Origin of the sequence: Bacillus thuringiensis, from assembly GCF_001595725.1 — a bacterium.
Classification (GTDB): domain Bacteria; phylum Bacillota; class Bacilli; order Bacillales; family Bacillaceae_G; genus Bacillus_A; species Bacillus_A thuringiensis_K.
In genome coordinates this window covers 3,320,878-3,345,225 of sequence record NZ_CP014282.1, presented here as the reverse complement: position 1 = coordinate 3,345,225, position 24,348 = coordinate 3,320,878, and the positions used below count along the sequence as shown (strand labels likewise).

The window sequence follows — 24,348 nt, the reverse complement described above, 5'->3', positions numbered from 1 at the left end:
TTTGTCTTTAATTAAATTACAGTAAAAAAATCTGATTATTTTAATTATTTAGATAAATTTTTATCATATGTTTTTTGCGTGAAAATAAGGAAATTTTTCTCGTAGTAAGTTAAATTTTTTATAGAATTCCTTTTAGTAACTTCTAAATAGGGGGGATTGTATACCTTGTTATGAACGATGAATTTTTTATTTAATTCATTCTCTATATTTTTAACAGTAATAAAATAATAAATAATTTTGGTAATGGATAATTACTAAAAAAGGGGAAATCCAACATGTCTATTAAGAATTCTGGTGAAATAAACAAGGATGGGACAAGAACTTACGATGAGATTACAGTAGCAGAGCAAGATATGATATTAAATAAATTCAATTCCACAAAAAACGAATATCCAAGAAATAAGACCATAAACCAGCTATTTGAAGAACAAGTGGAGAGAACACCTGAGAATATTGCAGTTGTGTTTAAAGATAAACAACTCACATACAGGCAACTTAACGAGAAATCCAATCAATTAGCAAGGATGTTAAGGAATAAGGGCGTTAATACAGATGCTATTATAGGATTAATGATTGATAGATCACTTGAAGTGATAATTGGAATAATGGGTATTTTAAAATCTGGAGCAGCTTACCTCCCAATTGATCCTGATACTCCAAAAGCAAGAATTGATTATATGTTACGGGATAGTCATACCATGATTTTATTGACTCAAGAGAAATTCATTAAGAAAATCGAATATGATTTAGAAATAATCAATTTGGACGAGCTAGATTCAAGTGACTTAAGTACAGGTAATCTGAAACATATAAATCGTTTTGATGATACAGCTTATATTATTTATACATCGGGTTCTACTGGAATACCAAAGGGAGTTATCATTTCGCATTATAGTGCTATCAGAGTCGTTCGAAATACAAATTACATAGAAATAAATAATAATGATACCATTCTGCAGCTTTCGAATTATTCTTTTGATGGATCAATTTTTGATATATATGGTGCTCTGTTAAATGGGGCGAAATTAGTAGTTATAGAAAAAGATACAGTCACGGATATAAATAAGCTTGGAAATATAATTAAGCAAGAAAACATAAACGTGATGTTTATTACAACTGCTTTATTTAATGCGCTTGTAGATATCAAAATAGATTGTTTAATCAATATGAGAAAAATATTATTTGGTGGAGAAAGAATTTCTGTCTCCCATGCAAGAAAAGCATTAGAATTTCTGGGGAAAGATAAACTCATTCATGTATACGGACCAACGGAAAGTACTGTTTTTGCCACATATTACTTTATAAATGAAATAGATGAGGATGTTGACACTCTACCTATAGGTAAACCGTTAGCAAATACTTCAGTTTACATAGTAGATGAAAAGAAAAATTTACTTCCTATTGGTGAACCTGGAGAACTTTGTATTTCTGGTGATGGATTAACTAAAGGGTACTTAAATAATGAGCAGCTAACATTAGAGAAATTCGTTAAAAACCCATTTGCAGAAGGAGAGCGTTTATACCGCACAGGAGATTTGGCAAGGTGGTTACCTGATGGGAATATTGAATTTATAGGAAGAATTGACCATCAAGTAAAGGTTCGGGGATTTAGGATTGAACTTGGAGAGATAGAGAGTCAGTTATTAAAGCATCCAAATGTAAAAGAAACTGTAGTTGTAGCAAGAGAAGAAAAGGACAAGAGCAATTATATTTGTGCATATCTAACATTAGTAGGAGAAGTTACTGTTGAAGAATTAAGAAAATTTTTAGGTGAAAAGTTACCTGATTATATGATTCCTACTTATTTTCTTAAGTTAGATAAAATGCCGTTAACAGCAAATGGAAAAATAGATAAAAAGTCTTTACCTGAACCAGATCGAAGTTTTAATACCGAGGTTGAATATGAGGAACCAAGAAGTGAGATTGAAAAACAGCTCGTTTTAATGTGGCAGGAAACTTTGAATATAAATAAAGTTGGTATTAATGACAGTTTGGCAGTTCTTGGTGGGCATTCGATAAACGCAATGGAGCTTTTATCTAAAATGAATGATAGGTTAAGTGTTGATTTACCATTAAAGGAACTGTTTAGATTATCCACAATAAAGAAAATAAGTGCTTACATCGAAACGAACAAGGGAGAAATTATTGAGAACCGACAATTTACAAAAACTACAGATTTAAAGAATTTACATGAACCTTTCCCACTTACAGGTATACAATTAGCCTATTTAATAGGTAGAGATCCGGCTTTTGAAATTGGTGGAGCAGCTACAAATTTAACGGTTGAATTTGAAATAGATATTAATATAGATAGGTTTAATAGTGCATTACAAAAATTAATTAATAGACATCCAATACTAAGAACAATAGTTTTTGAAAATGGAACACAAAGAATCTTAGAAGGAGAACTTCTTTATTCTGTAGACACAGTAGATGTAAGGCATTTAAATCAAGAAGATATAATGATACGTATATTGGAACAAAGACAAAAAATGATAGCTAAAATCATAGATCCAAGTACTTGGCCATTATTTGAGATAAAAGCATTTATATTACCCAATAATCAAAAATATTTTTGTTTAAATATAGATCCGCTAATTTGTGATGACAGTAGCATGAAAATATTAATCAAGGAATTTAAAATGTTTTACAATCAGCCAAGTCTGCAGCTGCCTGAGCTGGAGTATAATTTTAGAGACTATGTTTTAGCAACCAATGAATTTAGGCAATCTAATCGATATAAAAAAGATGAGAAGTACTGGTTAAATAAATTGGATAATTTCCCAAGTGCACCAGCATTGCCTTTAAAATGCAACCCATTAGAAATTGAAAAACCTACATTCAATAAATGTTCGGAATTTTTAGAACGTGAAACGTGGAATAGATTAAAACAAAAAGCAAGAGAAAAAAATCTTACCCCTACATCGGTTTTATGTGCTGCATATGCTTATGTCTTAGCATATTGGAGTAATCAGAGTCGATTTGCAGTAAATTTAACTGTTTTTAATCGGATACCGTTTCATCAAGACGTAAAAAAAATCATTGGGGATTTCACAACTCTAATGTTATTAGATATTAATGCGAAAGATAGTATTGAGTCATTTTGGAAATTTGCTGCGAAGGTACAGGATACCTTGTTAGAAGCCCTTGAACATAGACATTATGATGGTGTGGATTTTATAAGAGCTATTGGGAAAAAACATAGAATGGTTAATCAAGCTATAATGCCTATTGTATTTACAAGTGTATTGAGTGAGGACTCAGATGATTCATTTAATCATTTGATAGATTTTGAAAAAATTAAATTTTTTAGTACAAGAACATCCCAAGTTTATATAGATAACCAAGTTTATGAATTAAATGGAGGTTTATATATTACATGGGATTACGTTGAACAATTATTTGAGATCGATGTTATTAAATCAATGTTTGAACAATATATAAATGTATTAAATCAGGTTATATTTAATGATCAAGTGTCAGGTATTAACCTTAGTGACAATAGCATAAAAGTTATTGAAACCTATAATGATACAAACAAAAAGTTTGATAAGTGTACTTTACATGAAATGTTTGTGAATCGAGCAAAACTAGTACCAGATAAGGTAGCTGTAATTCATCATGATGATTCGATAACTTATAAAGAACTAAATGAAAAATCGAATCAAATTGCAAGATACTTAATGGATAAGGGAGTTAGAAAAGGTGATTACATTGGTGTGATAGGTAAGCGATGTATAGATACCATTATAAATTTGTTTGCTGTCTTAAAGGCTGGAGCAGCATATATACCGCTTGATCCTGATTATCCTGAAGAAAGAAAAGAATATATAAAAAAGAAAAGTAATTGTAAGTTCTTTATAACACCTTCTACCTATAAAGATGAAAATATTAGGGAATATTCTGGTGATGAAGTCAATATAAAAGTAGATGAAACAGATATGGCATATGTTATTTTTACTTCTGGTAGTACAGGAAAACCTAAAGGAGTTCAAATAACTCATGGTGCAGCAACAAATACAATTATAGATATTAACGAAAAATTCTGTGTGACAGAAAATGATAAAATTATGGGGATTTCTTCACTGTGCTTTGATTTGTCAGTTTATGATGTTTTTGGTGCATTGAGCTGTGGAGCGGCCCTTGTAATTATAGATGATCAAAGGGATGTATATAACCTAAAAAAAGTTGTAAAGAAAGAAGGAATCACAATTTGGAACTCAGTTCCAGCAATTATGGAACTGACAGTGGACTTATATAATGATAGTGAACAGGATGATAGTCTAAGGCTTGTATTGCTTAGTGGGGACTGGATACCGCTGGAACTTCCTCAGAAGATAAAGAAAACTTTCAAAAATGCGGAAGTTATTAGCTTAGGTGGAGCAACTGAGGGGTCAATATGGTCCATATATTACCCTATTAAGGAAATTAAGGGAGATTGGAAAAGTATACCATATGGGATGCCGTTGGCTAACCAGAAAATTTATGTATTAAATCAAAACAAGCAATTGTGTCCCGTAGATGTAGAGGGAGAATTGTACATTGGTGGAGTGGGAGTAGCAAGTGGATATATAAATGATATTGAAAAAACTAAGATGTCATTTATTTTGCACGAAGAATTAGGATATATTTACAAAACCGGTGATTATGGCGTGTTAAAAGAGGACGGATATGTCGAATTTTTAGGAAGAAAAGACAGTCAAGTTAAGATAAGGGGATATAGGGTAGAATTAGGGGAAATTGAAAATTGTATAATCAAATATAAAGGTGTAAATAAAACAGTAGTAATTGACTATACAAACGATAATAAAATGAAAAGCCTGTATGCTTTTGTAGTTTCAGATGAAGACATAAACCCAAATGAACTAAAACAATATTTGCAAAATCAGCTCCCGAATTATATGATTCCATCAAGATTTTTCAAAATAGATGAAATACCATTGACTGTAAATGGAAAAGTAAATAAGAGTATTTTGGGGGAATTAATAAAAAATCATGAACTAGATGAAGTTGCAGCAACTACATGTGAAGAATCAGAAAATGAAACTCAAGCCCAAATATTAGATATATGGAAAGATGTATTCGAAATAGAAAACATAGGAATAGATACTAATTACTATGAAATAGGCGGAGATTCATTAAAAGCGATATCGATTGTTACTGAAATTAAAAAGAGAATGAATATAGAGGTGCCGATAGGAGAAATATTTAAAAATGACACTATAAAGGTATTAGATCAATATTTGAAAAATAGCCAAGACAATCATAGGGGAAATAGGATTGAAAGGGTATCGAAAAAGGATTATTATGCTACATCGCCTTCTCAAAAACGAATGTACATGCTTTCTATGATGGAAAATAATAGAGGAGCATATCATATTCCTATGGCGTTACTTGTCGAAGGTGAAATCGAATGTAATAGACTTGAAAAAGCATTTAGAAAATTTATAGATAGACATGAAATCCTGAGAACAGGATTTGAAGTATTAGATAATGAATTAGTTCAAAGGGTTTATGATAAAGTTGATTTTGATTTGGAATACCAATGTTTAGATATAGTCGTAACAGATGATGAAGGTTTAAGAGATTTAACTAGCAAAATGTGTAAGGAATCAACAAAGCCTTTTGATTTAAATAAACCATCATTAATGAGAGCTAAACTAATTAAAATCGGAGTAGAGAAGCATATATTGGTTGTTAACTTCCATCACATAATAGCAGATGGGGTATCACAAGGAATATTTATGAATGAAATACTCGATTTATATAACAATCTTGATCTACCTAAGATAAATATACAATACAAGGATTATGTAGAATGGAATAATACGTATAATCAATCTAATGCTATAAAAAAACAAGAGCAATATTGGCTGAATTTATACAGTCATCTGCCATCTAAATTAGAATTACCTTATGATTATAGAAAAGAAAATATTGATACCTTTGCAGGAGAAAATGCATACTTTCATATAGAAAAAGAGTTATCTGAACAGATAAGAAGGGTAGCTAAGGATACAGGGTCAACTTTATATATGCTTATGCTTAGCGCTTATCATATATTACTTCACAAATATACTGGAAAAACTGATATTGTTGTCGGAACAGCTGCATCAGGTAGGTTACATCAAGATTTACAAAATATTTTTGGTGTGTTCGTTAACACTATTGCTTTAAGAAACAATATAGATGCTACAAAAAGTTTTAAAGAAATTTTGGAACAGGTAAAAGAAAATACAATTACAGCATTTGAAAACTCAGAGTATCAGTTTGACGAACTAATTCGCAGTATAGACTATGAAAGAGACTCTAATAGAAACCCTTTATTTGATACCATGTTTGTATTGGAAGACGCTAAATTATTTACTAAGAAGCAAGGTGCTTTAAATCTTAGTCCAATTATATTTGAATTAGATAATGCAAAATTCGATATCACTTTTAATATTTTAGATTATGACGATGAGATCGTGTTAAATGTCGAATATAGTACTGGATTATTCAAAAGAGACACAATATTAAGAATGACAGAAAATTATATTAATATTCTGAGAGAAATATCAGGAAATCTTTCGATAAGTGTAAATAAAATAGATATGATCCCACAAGAAGAAAAGCGCTTTTTATTGTATGAACATAACGATACAAATGTAGATTTCTCTAAAAACCAGTTAATACACAAGTTATTTGAAGAACAAGTAGAACGAACGCCAGATAGCATTGCAGTTGTTTTTGAAGATAAGCAATTGACATATAGGGAGTTAAATGAAAAATCTAATCAATTGGCAAGAGCGTTAAGAGAAAATGGTGTTGGTTCTGATAAAATAGTAGGAATATTATTAGAACGTTCGGTTGATGTGATTGTGGGAATTATGGGAATTCTAAAAGCTGGTGGTGCGTATTTACCAATTGATCCTACATATCCTATAGATAGAATTAAATATATACTTCAAGATAGTCAAACTGAAATATTATTGACCCAGGATAAATTAATTAATTTAGTTGATTGTACAGAAGTTGATGATATTAGCATTATTAATATTCATAATGAGCATTTGTTTAAATACGGAACCGAGAACTTACGTATTGATAGCAGCAGTAAAGATTTAGTCTATGTCATTTATACATCTGGTTCTACTGGAAAGCCAAAAGGAGTTATGGTGGAGCATCATTCATTGGTGAACTTATGTAATTGGCATAATTCCTTCAATAAAATAAGTGAAACTGATAAAAATGCTAGTTATGCAAGTATAAGTTTTGATGCATTTGCTTGGGAAGTATTTCCTTATATCATAGCGGGTTCAGAGATTCATATTATAAATGATAATTTAAAATTAGATATTACGAAATTAAACAAATATTTTATTGAAAAAGAGATTTCAATAAGCTTTTTACCTACACAAGTATGTGAACAATTTTTAATGCTTGAGAATACATCTTTAAGAAGATTATTAACAGGTGGAGATAAACTAAATTATTTTGAAAATAAAAGTTACCAGATTGTTAATAACTATGGTCCTACAGAGAATTCAGTAGTAACAACAAGCTTTATTATAGAAAATTCTTATGACAATATACCGATAGGAAAACCAATATGTAATACAAAAGTCTTTATTTTAAACGAATCTAATGGGCTTTGTCCATTGGGAGTGCCAGGCGAGCTTTGTATCAGCGGAGAAGGTTTGGCCCGTGGTTATTTAAATAGACCAGAGCTCACAGCAGAAAAATTCATTCCAAATCCGTTCATTCCAGGAGAGAGAATGTATCGAACAGGAGACCTTGTGAGAATGTTACCTGATGGAAATATTGAGTTTTTAGGAAGAATTGACCATCAAGTGAAAATTCGTGGTTTCAGGATTGAACTGGGTGAGATAGAGAGTCAACTTCTAAAACATAAGGAAGTAAAAGAAGCTGTTGTTATCGCAAGAGAAGATAATAATAATCAGCAATATTTATGTGCGTACTTTACTTCCGAAACATCGAAGGGCGAGACTAGGGTTCAAGAAATTCGAAAGTTTTTGACAAAAGAGTTACCAGAGTATATGATTCCTGCTTTTTTTGTTCAGCTAGACAAGCTACCACTTACTACAAATGGGAAAGTGGATCGAAAGGCTTTACCAAGTCCTGATGGAAGTTCGGTTGCAGGAGTAGTAGAGTATGAGGCGCCAAGGAATACAGTCGAAGAAAAGCTTGTATCCATTTGGCAAGATATTTTAGATATAGAAAACATAGGAATTCAACACAACTTTTTTGAAATTGGAGGCCATTCACTGAAAGCGACTACGATGGTTTCTAGAATCCATAAGGAACTTATGGTGGAGATACCTTTAGGACAAATATTCCAAGTACCTACTATAAAAGAGATTGGAGAATTTATTAACTCTACAAAAGAAAGTGTATATGCATCGATCAAAAAAGTAGAAGAACAAGATTATTATCCGCTTTCATCTGCCCAAAGAAGACTCTACATTTTAAACAAAATAGAGGGTAGCGGAGTATCTTATAATATGCCTTTCGCTATGAAAATAAAAGGTGATTTGGATGTTCATCAGCTTGAACAGGCTTTCCGTAAATTAATCGAAAGACATGAATCTTTAAGAACTTCTTTTGTAATGGTAGATGGTGAACCAGTTCAAAAGATTGAAAAAGAGATAGATTTCCAAGTGACGTATAGAGAAATGGGTACCAATAAACTAGATGATATAATCAATGGATTTGTTAAACCGTTTGATTTGGAGAAGGCTCCTCTTTTACGGGTTGAAATCATACATGTTACAGATGATGAGCACGTGATGGTATTAGATATGCATCATATCATTTCAGATGGTGTATCAATGGGGATTTTCATGCAGGAATTAGCTGAATTATATAATGGTCAAAAATTATCTCCATTAAGCATTCAATATAAAGATTATTCTGAGTGGCAAAGAGGCTTGTTTACTCAAGAAGAAATCACAAAGCAAGAAAAGTATTGGATGAATGTGTTCAATGAAGAAGTACCAGTACTAAATATGCCAACGGACTATAAAAGGCCAAAAAGAAGAAGTTTTGCTGGAGATAGAATCAATTTAAAAATCAATAGTGAAACTTATAATCAGTTAAACAAGTTGGCTACAGAAAATGAAGTTACTATGTATATGCTGATGTTAGCAGGATACACGACTTTGCTTTCTAAATATTCAGGGCAAGAGGATATAGTAGTAGGATCACCAATTGCAGGAAGAAAACATGTAGATTTAAATAATGTAATGGGAATGTTTGTGAATACCCTTGCAATGAGAAATTATCCAAAGGGCAATAGATCTTTTAGAGAGTACTTAAAAGAAGTAAAAGAAAATACATTGAAAGCATATGAAAATCAGGATTATCAATTTGAAGAATTGGTAGAAAAGGTAAATGTGAGAAGAGACATTTCAAGAAATCCACTATTTGATACGATGCTGGTATTTCAACACACTGATAATATGCTATTAAATTTGGATGGACTAAAGGTTAGCATGTTAGAAGATCAGAGGGAAATAGTTAAGTTTGATATTACTATACATGTAAGTGAGTTAGAGGATGGATTAGGATTAGAAATTGAATACTGTACGGCTCTCTATAAAAAGGAAACAATAGAGAGGTTTTTAGAGCATTTTATAAACGTCTTAAGAGAAGTAGTAGAAAATCCAGAACAGAAATTAAGTGAAATAGATATATTAACAGAGAAAGAAAAAAGTAAGTTATTAAACGAATTTAATAATACAAAAGGAAAATATGCTAAAGAAAAAACACTTCCAGAGCTTTTTGAAGAACAGGTAGAGAAGACACCTAATAATGTGGCACTTGTTTTTGAAAATCAAAGTATAACATATAAAGAGCTAAACGAAAGGGCAAATAGCCTTGCGCATATACTTCGCGAAAAAGGAGTTGGTCCTGACGTAGTAACGGGAATAATGGTGGAACGCTCTATTGAAATGATAGTAGGTATAATGGGGATTTTAAAAGCTGGAGGAGCTTATTTACCGATTGATCCAACTTATCCTAGGACAAGAAAAGAATATATGTTACGTAATAGCCATATAGAGATACTATGCGTAACGAATGAGGTTCATAGCGATATATCTTTTCATGGACAAATTATACAATTAGATAAATTAAAATATAAAGAAAATAGAACGAATATCAGTAAAATAAATAGTCCTCGAAATTTAGCTTATGTAATATATACATCAGGTTCTACAGGGAATCCTAAAGGGGTAATGATAGAACAAAATAGTGTAAATAACTTAGTCAATGGGTTAAATAATGTAATTTATAAAAGGTTCAATACTAATGTTAATGTCGCGTTGCTAGCACCATTTATATTTGATGCATCGGTGAAACAAATATTTGCCACATTACTTTTAGGACATACCTTATTTGTTGTGCCAAAGGAAGTATGTTGGAATGCAATGAGTTTAATTGAGTATTATGCAACAAATAAAATACATGTATCCGATGCTACTCCGGCACATTTAACAATGCTTAGCTATGTAAATAAAATAGAACAAGAATTAGAAATTAAAGAATTTATTGTAGGAGGAGAGGCATTAACGCCTTATTTAATCAAAGGTTTATTTGGAAAGTTTGCTGATTTTAAACCTAATATCACAAATGTTTATGGGCCTACAGAGTGTTGTGTAGATTCCACAAGTTATAGAATTGAGTTTGATCAAATAAGCGGTGATAAGGTAATTCCGATTGGAAAACCAATTTTAAACACTAATATATATATATTAGACAAGGGAAATAATCTTCAGCCAATTGGAGTAGCTGGGGAACTGTGTGTATCAGGTGAGGGGATAGCAAGAGGATATTTGAATAATCTAGAATTAACAGCTGAAAGGTTTATTGAAAATCCATTTAATAACGGTAAATCTATGTATCGAACTGGAGATCTTGCAAGGTGGTTACCTGATGGGAATATAGAATTTTTAGGACGGATAGATCATCAGGTGAAAATACGTGGTTATCGAATTGAACTTGGAGAAATAGAAAGTCAACTGTCAACTCATCAAGATATCGAAGAAACGATTGTTATAGCTAGAGAAGATAAGGAAAGTAATCAATATTTATGTGCGTATATCGTTTCACAAAAAGAATTACATGCAAGGGAAATTCGAGAATATTTAGAACAGAAACTTCCGGATTATATGATTCCTGGATATTTTGTGAAATTAGATAAACTTCCGTTGACAACGAACGGGAAAGTAGACAGAAAAGCACTTCCTGAACCAGATGGAAGTATTAATACCGGGGTAGAGTATGAGGAACCGAGAAATGAAGTGGAAGAAAAGCTCGTTGAAATTTGGAGAAGTATTATTGGGATAGAGGATATAGGGATTAATCATAATTTCTTTGTATCTGGAGGAGATTCCATTAAGGCAATCCAAATTATATCTAGATTATCTAGAATTGGTCTTAAACTAGAAATGAAAGATTTATTTGCAAATCCAAAAATTAAAAATCTTGGAAAATATATAAAACGAGAAAAGAAAGAACAAAAGGTTCATGAAATAGTAAATGGGGAAGTAGAATTAACGCCGATACAAAGTTGGTATTTTGAGAAAAACCAAGAAGAGATACATCATTTTAATCAATCGTTCATGCTATTTAGAGAAAATGGATTTGATGAAAAACAGATAGAAGAAGTATTTAATAAAATTATGGAACATCATGATGCTTTACGCATGATATATAAAGAAAAAGAGGGAGAAATAATTCAATATAATAGAGGTTATGACAAGAACCTATTTGATTTATATATTCATGATGTTAAGGGTGTTGAGAATAAGGAAGAGAAGGTATATGAAATTGCTACAAATATTCAAAAAGAGATGGATATTAAAGAAGGTAAACTTGTAAAGCTTTGTATATTTAAATCTGATGAAGGAGATCATCTTCTGATTGCGATTCATCACCTTGTAGTGGATGGAGTATCATGGAGAATCCTACTCGAAGATTTGGAGACTTTATATTCACAACTAGAAAAGGGTGAAAAGCTAGAAATAGGATTCAAAACAGATTCCTATAAAGAATTTGCATCAAAGTTAAAAGCTTATAGTGTGAGTAGGGAATTAATGAAAGAAAGGGAATATTGGACAAGTATATCAAAAGAGAATGTACAGTTTATCCCTAAAAAGAAAGAAATCACAAAAAACAACTTTGAAAATAGTAGTACAGTAAGTATTACATTAGATAAAGAACTCACTACATCTTTACTTAGAAATACAAATAGGGCATATAACACAGAAATAAATGATATTTTATTAACAGCTTTAGCAGTTGGAACCAGAGAATTGACGGGGAAATACAAGCTAAAAGTAAATATGGAAGGGCATGGAAGAGAGGACGTAATAGAGAATTTCGAAATCAATAGGACTGTTGGCTGGTTCACGACGATGTATCCAGTGCTTTTAGATATAGGGAATGAAAATGAACTTTCGACCAACATAAAGACAGTTAAAGAAACTTTGAGAAAAATACCAAATAAAGGAATAGGTTATGGGGTATTAAAACATTTAGCAAAAGATAAGGGATTTATGAATGAAGAAAAGGCACCAATTTCATTTAACTATTTAGGTGAATTGGATCAAGATATTAACAGGAGAGAATTCTCTGCATCGAAATGGTCTATAGGTGAAACAGTGGGTAAGAAAATTAATAGGAATACATCTATAGAAATGAATTCAATGGTTTTAAATGGTGAATTGGTTATTCATACAACATTTAATAAATTAGAATACAGTGAAAAAATGATAAAGGACTTAAATCAGAAATATAAAGAAAGTCTTGAAATGATAATTAATCACTGTGCGAATAAAGTAGAACCAGACCAAACACCTTTTGATTATGGAGATATAAATATAACATTAGAAGAACTTGAAGAAATAAAAGAAAAATACAATGGTTTTATTATTGAGAAAATATATCCGTTAGCAAATATGCAAAAGGGGATGTTATTCCACGCATTAGAAGATAAAAATTCTAGTATGTATTTTGAACAAATTGTAATGGATATAAAAGGGACTGTAGATGTAGATATTTTAGAAAAATCATTTAATACAATAATGAGGAGACACGAAATATTAAGAGCAGCATTTGAGTATGAATTAGTGGAGGAACCAAGACACGTCATACTTCAAGATAGAAAAGTAGGTTTCAAATATTATGATATTCAAGACGAAAGCATTGAGCAGAAAACAAAGTTTATAGAGAATTATTTACAAAATGATAAACAAAAAGGCTTTAATTTAAGTGAAGACACATTAATGAGAATTAGCTTAATTCAAATGAATCAGGATTCATATAAATTGGTATGGAGTCATCATCACATATTGTTAGATGGATGGTGTCTTGGGATTATATTAGGTGAGTTCTTTGATGTTTATGGAAGAAAGATGAAAGGTGAAGATAGCCATTTAGCGGAGCCAACACCATATAGTGATTATATAAGATGGCTGGAAGAACAGGATAAAGAAGAAGGATTAGCACATTGGAAGAGCTATTTGGATGGATATGAAGAACAAGCACAGGTTCCTAAAATCTTGAATAAAGTTAATGAATATAAAAGAAAAGAAAAAATGATAGAATTTTCAAAAGAAATGACTCGTAACATTATTCAACTCGCAAATAGAAATCAAGTTACTTTTAATACCGTACTGCAGGCAATTTGGGGCATTCTTTTAGCGAGGTACAATAATATAGAAGATGTTGTATTTGGAACAGTCGTATCAGGAAGAGAGGCAAAAGTAGAAGGAATTGAAGCGATGGTAGGATTATTCATTAATACAATTCCGACTCGAGTTAAACTGGAAAAAGATAGTAGTTTTAAAGAGGTTTTAAGAAATGTCCAGGATGAATCAATAGAAAATAATAAATATAACTATATAAATTTAGCTGAAATTCAATCTTTACATGATCTAAAAAGAAATCTAATTGATCATGTAATGGTATTTCAAAATTATTCACTGGATGATAGTAGTTTTAATCATGCAGAAAGTAATACAGGTTTTATGTGTCAAAATATAAGGGGAGAAGAGCAAACCAATTATGGATTCAACATTGTAGCAATTCCTGGAGAACAGTTAGTATTAAAATTAACTTATAACGAAAAGATTTATCCACAGGAAATAATAGACAATATAGAAATGCATCTTAAAAAGGTAACGGAACAAGTTGTTTTAAATGAGGATAAGAAATTAAATGAGATAGACATAATCCCAGAGAAAGAGCGAGATGTATTATTGTATAGATTTAATGATACAAAGACGAATTATCCGAAGGATAAGACTATACATCAGCTGTTTGAGGAACAGGTAGAGAAAACGCCTAATCATATTGCCGTTGAATTTGAAGGCACTAAAATGACGTATCAAGAATTAAATGAAAGGTCTAATCAAGTTGCTAGATGGTTACAAGATAAAGGAATTACTGCAAATACAATTGTGGGAATTATGGTTGAGAGATCCCCTGAGATGATAATTGGAATAATGGGTATCTTAAAATCAGGTTCAGCTTATTTGCCGATAGATCCTAAATCTCCTCAGGATAGAATTAAATTTATGATACAAGATAGTGATATTCAAATTCTATTAACGCAGGAGAAGTTCATTAATGATTCCTCATTGGATGTAGAGATGGTTAGTTTAGATAAGAGTGAGAATTTTCAATTGAGTAAAGAGAATTTAGCTCCTATAAATGATTCTGAGAACATAGCTTATATCATATATACATCGGGCTCTACTGGAGTACCAAAAGGTGTGGTAACATCACATTCTAATGCAGTAAGGGTTGTTCGTGACACAAACTATATTAAGATTGATGCAGATGATATTATTTTACAGCTTTCAAATTATTCTTTTGATGGATCCGTATTTGACATCTACGGTGCATTGTTAAATGGTGCAAAATTAGTGATGGTATCAATAGATACAGTATTGAATTTAAGTAAGCTAACAAAATTAATAAAAGAAGAAAAAATTAGTGTTATGTTTATAACTACAGCCTTATTTAATACATTGGTTGATTTAGAAATAGAGTGTTTATCTAATATAAGAAAAATCCTCTTTGGTGGTGAAAGAATTTCAGTATCACATACAAAACGAGCATTGGAGTATTTAGGGAAAGATAAGCTGATTCATGTATACGGTCCGACAGAAAGTACTGTTTTTGCTACGTATTATTGTATAAATGAAATCAATGAAGAATTCGACACAATACCAATTGGGAAGCCATTAGCAAATACTTCAGCATTTATAGTAGATGGAAATCAGAGACTACTTCCAATCGGCGTAGCTGGAGAACTTTGTTTAAGTGGAGCAGGATTGGCTCATGGATATTTAAACCGACCAGATTTGACAGCAGAAAAGTTTGTCTCAAATCCATTTATACCAGAAGAAAAAATGTATCGAACAGGGGATCTCGTTAGGATGTTGCCTGATGGAAATATTGAGTTCTTAGGTAGAATAGATCATCAAGTGAAAGTTCGTGGTTTCAGGATTGAACTTGGTGAGATAGAGAGTCAGCTACTTAAATATAAAAAAGTAAAGGAAGCTATTGTTATCGTAAGAGATGATATTCATGGTGAAAAATATATATGCGCTTACTTTACTTCTGAAACATGGAAAGATGAATTAATAATTCAAGAAATTAGAAAGTATCTAACTAAAAAGCTTCCAGAGTATATGATTCCTGCATTTTTTGTTCAACTTGATAAGCTACCGCTAACTACAAATGGGAAAGTAGACCGAAAGTCATTACCAAAGCCTGATGGGAATGTAACAACTGAGGTAGAGTACGTAGCACCAAGTAATTTTGTAGAAGAGACTATTATTTCAATTTGGGAAGAAATCCTAGGCATCAAATCTATTGGAATTTCTCATAACTTCTTTGAAATAGGAGGAAATTCACTGAAGTTAATGAGTGCTGTTGCTGCTATTAATAAAGTTTTAAATACAGATATAAGCATTCACAATTTCTTTGAGAATCCAAGTGTAATGGGTTTAGCAAATTATATCCTATCAACTGAACATGATCGTCAAAATAGTTCTTATGATTATGTTGAGGAAGAGGTATAACGGTTTAAAATGAAATTCATTTCTTTTGGAGGTAAAAGATATTAGTAATAGGTGTAAAAAGGCAGATTTTCTATAATGTTGATTGTTTTGAGATTTCAGATTTAATTATAAGAAAAGGGGATTTATCCTAGGAAAACTGTACAATCTATACTTCTTCTCAGCAGAGAAAAAGGAATAGATTGTGCAGTTAAGCTAGGCCCAATGGTTTGAATTTCAAAGATGTATATGGAATTTGATAGTTGTTTTAGTTATTTACTAATAGTGTGAGAAATTGAATGGGCACCGCGAAGGGAATGATTCTAGTTATGGATATTAAAGGGTTTATAAATGATTTGAAAAAATCAAACATTTTCTTATATCAGAATCAAGGGAAGATAAAAATTATTGGACCTCGTGAACTAATAACAGCTGAATTAAAGGGAAAAATAAAGTTATATAAAGAAAAAATTATTATAGCTTTAAAAAATGAAGATATAGAAAAAAAGAATGAAATTCCAAAAGCGAAACAATCAGAAAATAATTGTTATACCTTATCAATGGCACAAAAAAGGATGCTTATTTTAAATAATTTGGAATCTAAAGGTACGACATATAATATTCCTTTAGTTATCAAAATCGTGGGCGATTTTCAAATGCAAGTTTTTAAGAATGCTTTTAAGGTACTAATTGATAGACATGAAGCATTAAGAACATCCTTTGTAATGATTGATGGAGAACCAGTTCAAAAGATAGAAAAAGAAATAGATTTTAAAATTGAATATAGTGAATTAGGAGAAGATAGCGTATCAGAACGAGTGGCACGATTTATAAGACCTTTTGATTTAGAGATAGCGCCGCTTCTAAGGGTAGAGATTTTACGTGTTAATCAGAATGAGCATATCATGATGCTTGATATGCATCATATTATTTCAGATGGAGTATCAATGGGCATTTTAATGAAGGAGTTAGCTGATTTAGTTAGAGAAAAAGAATTAGCACCATTAAAAGTTCAGTATAAAGACTATTCGGAATGGCAAAAAGAATACTATAAAGGAGATAACATAAAGCAGCAGGAGGAATATTGGCTCAAGGTATTTGAGGGTGACATTCCAGTTCTGAATATGCCAACTGATTTTCCAAGACCACAAATACAAAGTAGTGAGGGAGATAGGCTTGGTTTTGAAATAGATTCTGAATTAACAAATAAACTTAAATTTCTTGCAAGGGAAAATGGAGTTACTATGTATATGCTTCTTTTAGCAGTATATAAAACGCTTCTTTCTAAATATACAAGGCAAGAGGACATAATAGTTGGTTCACCAATTGCGGGAAGAACACATGATGATTTAAAAAATACAATTGGCATGTTTGTCAATACCCTTGCAATGAGAAGTTATCCAAAAGCAGATACTAAATTCATTGATTATTTAAAACAAGTAAAAGAAAACACATTAAATGCTTATGAGAATCAAGAATATCAATTTGATACATTAGTAGAGAAACTAAATTTAAGAAAAGAAACAAGTAGAAGCGCATTGTTTGATACGATGTTTGATATACAAACTCAAAATAATTTTGAGTTTAATATAAATGGAGTAACCACTGAGGTTTGCGATATTGATTTTAATGTGGCGAAATTTGATTTAAGTCTTACGGCGATAGAATATACAGATCATTTGAAATTTGATTTGCAATATTGCACAAAATTATTTAAAAAAGAAACAATCAAAAGACTTGCAGGTCATTTAGTAAATGTAATAAAGGAAATTACCAATAATCCGGGGCTTAAATTAGGAGAAATAAATTTACTTTCAGAAGAAGAAACGGAAATCATATTACACAAATTTAATGATACCATGGCCGAATTTCCTAAAAATAAGACCTTAAACCATGTATTTGAAGAGCAGGTTCTAAAAACACCAAATCATATTGCAGTTATATTTGAAGAGGAACAATTAACATATAAACAACTAAATGAAAAAGCAAATCGACTGGCAAGGTTGCTTAGAAAAAATGGTGCAAAGCCGGATACTGTAATAGGAATTATGGCGGATAAATCCCCAGAAATGATAATTGGCATATTGGCAATTTTAAAAGCTGGAGCAGCATATTTACCAATTGACCCTGAGTATCCTGAAGAAAGAATTGAATATATGCTAAAAGATAGTGAAGCAAAATTAGTTGTTACTCAGGAGCACTTACAATTCAAAGTAAGAATAGTTCCAAGTATTTTATTTAATGATGAAGAAATTAGTTCTTTAAATAAGGACAACCTAGAAAATTTAAATCATTCATCTGATTTAGCTTATTTAATATATACGTCAGGTTCTAGTGGAAAGCCTAAAGGGGTTATGACTACACATCGTAACGTCATTAACTATATTTATGCATTTTCAAAACAAATTACTTTAAATGAAGAAGATTCTATATTACAAGTAGTTTCATTTTCATTTGATGCTTTTACGGAAGAAACATTTCCTATTTTGGCTAATTCAGGGAAATTAATTATTAGTAAAAAAATTGGTGATCTGAACATAGATGAGCTAGTTAAAAATATTGAAAAATATAATGTGACTTTAGTAAGCTGTTCACCACTGTTACTCAATGAAATTGATAAAAATAAGCATTTAATACTTAATAAAAATATGAAATTTATTAGTGGTGGAGATGTTTTAAAGTATGAATATATAAAAAATATTATTGAGATTGCCGATGTTTATAATTCATATGGTCCTACAGAAACAACTGTTTGTGCAACATATTATAAGGTCAGTTCCAATGATTGTATGGGAATGAGTGTACCTATAGGTAAACCACTAAGCAATTATAAATTATATGTTTTGGATAATAACGCTCAATTACTGCCGATAGGAATACCTGGTGAATTATATATAGGTGGAGAAGGTGTAGCGCGAGGATACAAAAATAAAAAAGAATTAACTGAAGAAAAATTCAAGTCTAATGCTTTTAGTTTAGGAGAACGAGTGTATCGGACTGGAGATTTAGTAAGATGGCTACCTGATGGAAATATTGAATTTTTAGGTAGAATAGATAATCAGGTAAAAATTCACGGTTTTAGAATTGAACTGGAAGAAATTGAATATCACTTATTAAGACAATCGAACATAAAAGAAGCTAAAGTAATTGATAAAGAGGGGATAGATGGAAACAGATATCTTTGCGCATTTATTACAGTTAATGATTTGAATGAAGAACTGAACATAGATAAAGTGAGAGAGTTGCTTGCCAAAGAGCTTCCTGGTTACATGATTCCTTTGCATTTCATAGAGATGGAAAAATTGCCGATTACACTTAATGGAAAAGTGGATGTGAAAGCATTACCGGAACCAGATTTCAATAAATTTATAGAAAATCATTATGAAGCACCTCGAAATCTAGTAGAAGAGAAGTTGGCTTTAGTGTGGAAGGACGTTTTGGGTATAGAGAAAATTGGAATAAATCATAACTTCTTTGAAGCTGGAGGACATTCACTAAAAGCTTTTTCATTGGTATCAAAGATACACAAAGAATTAAATGTTGAAATACCATTAAAACAAATATTTAATTTTCCTACTATCAAAGGCATTGGCGAATATATAAAAGGGAAAGAAACGAGTACTTACTCAAAAATAAAGAAAGCTGAGGAAAAGCAATTTTATAATCTTTCATCGGCTCAAAAAAGGCTATATATTTTAAATCAAATAGAGGATAGTGGAATTACTTACAATCTACCAGTTGTTATACAAATGAAGGGGCGCTTTCAATTGGACACTTTTGAAAAAGCCTTTAAAGCATTAATTGATAGACATGAAGCATTAAGAACTTCTTTTGTAATGATTGATGGAGAACCAGTTCAAAAGATAGAAAAAGAAATAGATTTTAAAATTGAATATAGTGAATTAGGGAAAGAGAACGTATCAGAACGAGTGGCGCGATTCATAAGACCCTTTAATCTAGAGGTAGCTCCTCTTCTAAGGGTAGAAATCGTACAAGTTAGTCAGGATGTGCATATCATGATGCTTGATATGCATCATATTATTTCAGACGGAGTATCAATGAGCATTTTGATGAAAGAGTTAACAGATATATTTGGAGAAAAAAAATTAGCGCCATTAGAAATTCAATATAAAGACTATTCAGAATGGAAAGAAAAGCTTTGTAACGGTGATAATATAAAGAAACAGGAGGAATATTGGCTTAAAGTATTTGAGGATGAGATACCAGTTCTGAATATGCCAACTGACTTTCCAAGACCACAAATACAAAGTAGCGAGGGAGATAGATTAAGTTTTGAAATAGATCCTGAACTAACAAACAAGCTTAAAATGTTTGCAAGGGAAAATGGAGTTACTATGTATATGCTACTTTTAGCAGCATATACAACGCTACTTTCGAAATATACGGGACAAGAAGACATTATAGTTGGCTCGCCAACTGCAGGAAGACAACATGATGATTTGAAAAATACTATTGGTATGTTTGTTAATACTCTTGTGATGAGAAATCGTCCTAAAGCAGACAGTAGATTCATTGATTATTTGAAGAAAGTAAAAGAAAACACCTTAAATTCTTATGAAAATCAAGATTATCAATTTGATGAATTAGTTGAAAAGCTAGCCTTAAAAAGGGATATTAGTAGAAACGCATTGTTTGATACGATGTTTTCTATTCAAAATTTAGATAATCTAGAGTTGAATATAAAAGGCTTAAAAATCGAACCGTATAACATTGATTTTAAAGCGGCAAAGTTTGATTTAAGTTTATCGGCAATTGAAAATACAGATCATATAGAATTTATTTTAGAGTATTGCACAAAATTATTTAAAAAAGAAACAATACAAAGAATTGGAAATCATGTAGTTAATATCTTAAAAGAAATTGTTAATAATCCTGAACAAAAATTAAGTGAAATAAATTTGCTTTCACAAGAAGAAAGAGAAATGATATTAAACAAGTATAATGATACTGCTGTTGAATATCCAGTAGGTACTATACACGAACTTTTTGAAGAGCAGGTTAAAAAAACACCAAATCATATAGCTGTAGTGTTCGAAGAAAAGCAGTTGACCTATGAAGAATTGAATAAAAAAGCAAATAAACTAGCTAGAACTTTGAGAGAAAAAGGTGTTGTACAAAATAGTATAGTTGCAATAATGGTGGATAGATCAGTAGAAATGATTGTAGGAATATTGGGGGTTCTAAAAGCTGGAGGAGCATATCTGCCGATAGATCCAGAATACCCTACAGAGAGAATAGAATTTATGCTTGAGGATAGTAGTGCGGACATTATTATTACCCAAGAACATCTAACGGATAAAAATGGTTCCTACGGTGAAGTAGTAAATATAAATCATATAGATATATATGATATCGATGAAGATAATTTGAATCATATCAATTCACCAGATGATTTAGTGTATATCATATATACATCAGGAACAACTGGAAACCCTAAAGGTGTGTTAGTAGAGCATAAAAATTTGGTTAATGCCCATTACACTTGGAGAGATCACTATGAATTGTCAAAGTATGAAGTGAATTTATTACAAATGGCTAGTATGTCGTTTGATGTATTTGCAGGGGACTTATGTAGAAGTTTATTAAATGGCGGGACAATGTATATAGTACCGAGTCATATCAAGCTAGAACTAGATTTATTATATAAGATAATTAAGAAGTATAAGATTAATATTTTTGAATCCACTCCAAGTCTTATTATACCTTTTATGAATTATGTATATGAAAATAATTTTGATCTCACGACATTACGATTATTAATATTAGGTTCTGATAGCTGTCCTATACATGAGTACAAAAATTTGGTTAAAAGATATGGGGAGAATATGAGAGTAATTAATAGCTATGGAGTTACAGAAGCAACTATTGATTCTAGCTATTATGAAGAAGAGTACGATTATATACCACAAATGGTAAATACTCCTATAGGAAAGCCGTTAAATAACACAAAATATTATGTTTTAAACTCTTTATTAGAACCACAACCTATAGGGGTGTATGGTGAATTGTACATTGGTGGAAAAGGTCTTGCAAAAGGATACTTAAACAAGTCAGATCTTACTCATGAAAGGTTTGTTTCAAATGGCTTTATACCTGGTGAAAAAATGTATAAAACAGGAGATTTGGCAAGATGGCTTTCAGATGGAAATATTGAGTTTTTAGGAAGAATAGACAATCAAGTAAAGGTTCGAGGGTTTAGGGTAGAAATAGGAGAAATTGAAGCTAAACTATTAGGTAATCAAAATATAAATCAGGCGGTAGTAATTGATCGGAAAGATAATGCTGGTTTTACCTATTTATGTGCATACATAATAGCTAAAGAGGAGCTAACTACAAGTGAATTAAGAGACTACTTGTCAAATTATTTACCAGATTATATGATTCCTTCATTTTTTATTCAATTAGATAAAATGCCTCTTACACCGAATGGAAAAATAGATAGAAAAGCATTGCCTCTTGTACAAGAGGGGGACCTTTCTAAGGGAACAGATTATGAAGCGCCTCGAAATGAAGTGGAAGAACATCTTGTATCAGCTTGGCAGGATGTCTTGGGTATTAAAGAAATTGGAATTAACGATAGTTTTTTTGAGGTTGGTGGAGATTCTATAAAAGCGTTACAAATAGTTTCTAAACTATCGAAAGTGAATCTTAAACTCAAAATTAAAGATTTATTTGAAAACCCGAAAATTAAAAATCTTAGTAAGTATGTAAAAAATGAATCGAGAGTAAAGAAAAACTATGAAATAATTCAGGGAAATGTTCCTTTAATGCCAATACAGAAAAGACATTTTGTATTAAACGAAGCATTAAATAATAAAGAGCTAAATCACTATAATCAATCATTTATGCTGTATAGAAAAAATGGATTTGAAGAACAGATTGTAGAAAAGGTGTTTCGTAAAATTTGTGAAAAACACGATGCTTTACGAATGATTTATAAAGAGGAAAATGGTGAAATTATTCAATATAATCGTGATTTAAATGGGGATTTCTTTGATTTATATGTCCATGATATTAAGAATCAAGATAATCAACAGGAGATAGTGGGTCAACTAGCAACAAATATACAAAAAGAAATTTCGATTACTGACGGTAAAATGTTAAAACTTTGCATTTTTAGAACAAATGAGGGTGATCATTTGCTTATTACTATCCATCATCTTGTAATAGATGGAGTATCATGGCGAATATTATTCGAAGATTTCGAAATGTTATACAAACAAGCATATCTCAATGAAAAACTTGATATAGGTTTTAAAACGGATTCATTTAAGGAGTTTTCAGAAAATTTAATGGATTATGCGGTAGGTAATAAACTTCTAAAAGAAAAAAAATATTGGGCAGACATATCTAAAATGAAAGTAGATTTTTTAGCAAAAAATGAAGAAATAGATGTGACCGATTATAAAAATAGCAAGACCTTAACCATTTCACTAAATAAGGAGAACACTCAAAAGTTATTGGGAGAAACAAACAAAACATATAATACTCAAATAAATGATATCCTTTTAGCGGCTTTGTTAGTAACAGTAAGAGATTTAACAGGAGAAAACAGGCTGAAAATTCTCATGGAAGGTCATGGAAGAGAAGAAGTCATTGAAAACATAGATGTTAGTAGGACTATTGGGTGGTTTACTACAATATACCCTGTATATTTTGATTTAGGTAAAGAAAAAGAAATTTCTATGAGTATAAAATTGGTAAAAGAGACTTTAAGAAAAATTCCTAATAACGGAATAGGATATGGGGTTTTAAAATACCTAAAAAAGGATCAAGATTTGTTAAATGATGAAACGGCACCTATATTATTTAATTATTTGGGAGAAATGAGTAAAAAAGCGACCGATGAAGAATTTTCTGCATCATGGCTATCACCTGGCGAAAGTATAGGTGGCGAAAATGCAAGAGATGCTTCTATAGAAATTAATTCAATAATTGTAGAGGATACATTAATAATAAACACTACCTTCAATGAAGGGGAATATTCTGAATTTTTAATCGCTGATTTTAACCAAAAGTATAAAGAGAACCTTGAAATGATAATCAATCATTGTATTAATCAAACGGAATCAGAAAAAACAGCTTCCGATTATGGTTACAATAAAATGTCACTAGAAGAGCTTGATGAGTTACTAGGTGAATATGAATTCATCGATAATTAAAGCCTGGAGGCAAAACACAATCATAGCGACTACTTAATTGTACAAATCATATTTATAATTTTTGTGCCTTTTCCGACGGAAACTATTTAGGG

The 24,348-nt window shown here is 31.1% G+C and carries 2 protein-coding genes; both read left to right on the top strand.

Annotation, left to right across the window (positions count from 1 at the left end; all coding sequences use genetic code 11):
- The first annotated feature begins 275 nt into the window (after positions 1–275).
- Entirely contained in the window at positions 276–16,097 is a 15,822-nt protein-coding gene (locus tag AXW78_RS16600) for a non-ribosomal peptide synthetase (RefSeq protein WP_061884455.1), read from the top strand.
- Between the two features lie 305 nt (positions 16,098–16,402).
- Entirely contained in the window at positions 16,403–24,256 is a 7,854-nt protein-coding gene (locus AXW78_RS16595; protein WP_061884454.1) for a non-ribosomal peptide synthetase, read from the top strand.
- The last annotated feature ends 92 nt before the right edge of the window (positions 24,257–24,348 follow it).

Coding starts and splice junctions, on each gene's coding strand:
- AXW78_RS16595 (WP_061884454.1), top strand. CDS start 16,403: ATGGATATTAAAGGGTTTATAAATGATTTGAAAAAATCAAACATTTTC.
- AXW78_RS16600 (WP_061884455.1), top strand. CDS start 276: ATGTCTATTAAGAATTCTGGTGAAATAAACAAGGATGGGACAAGAACT.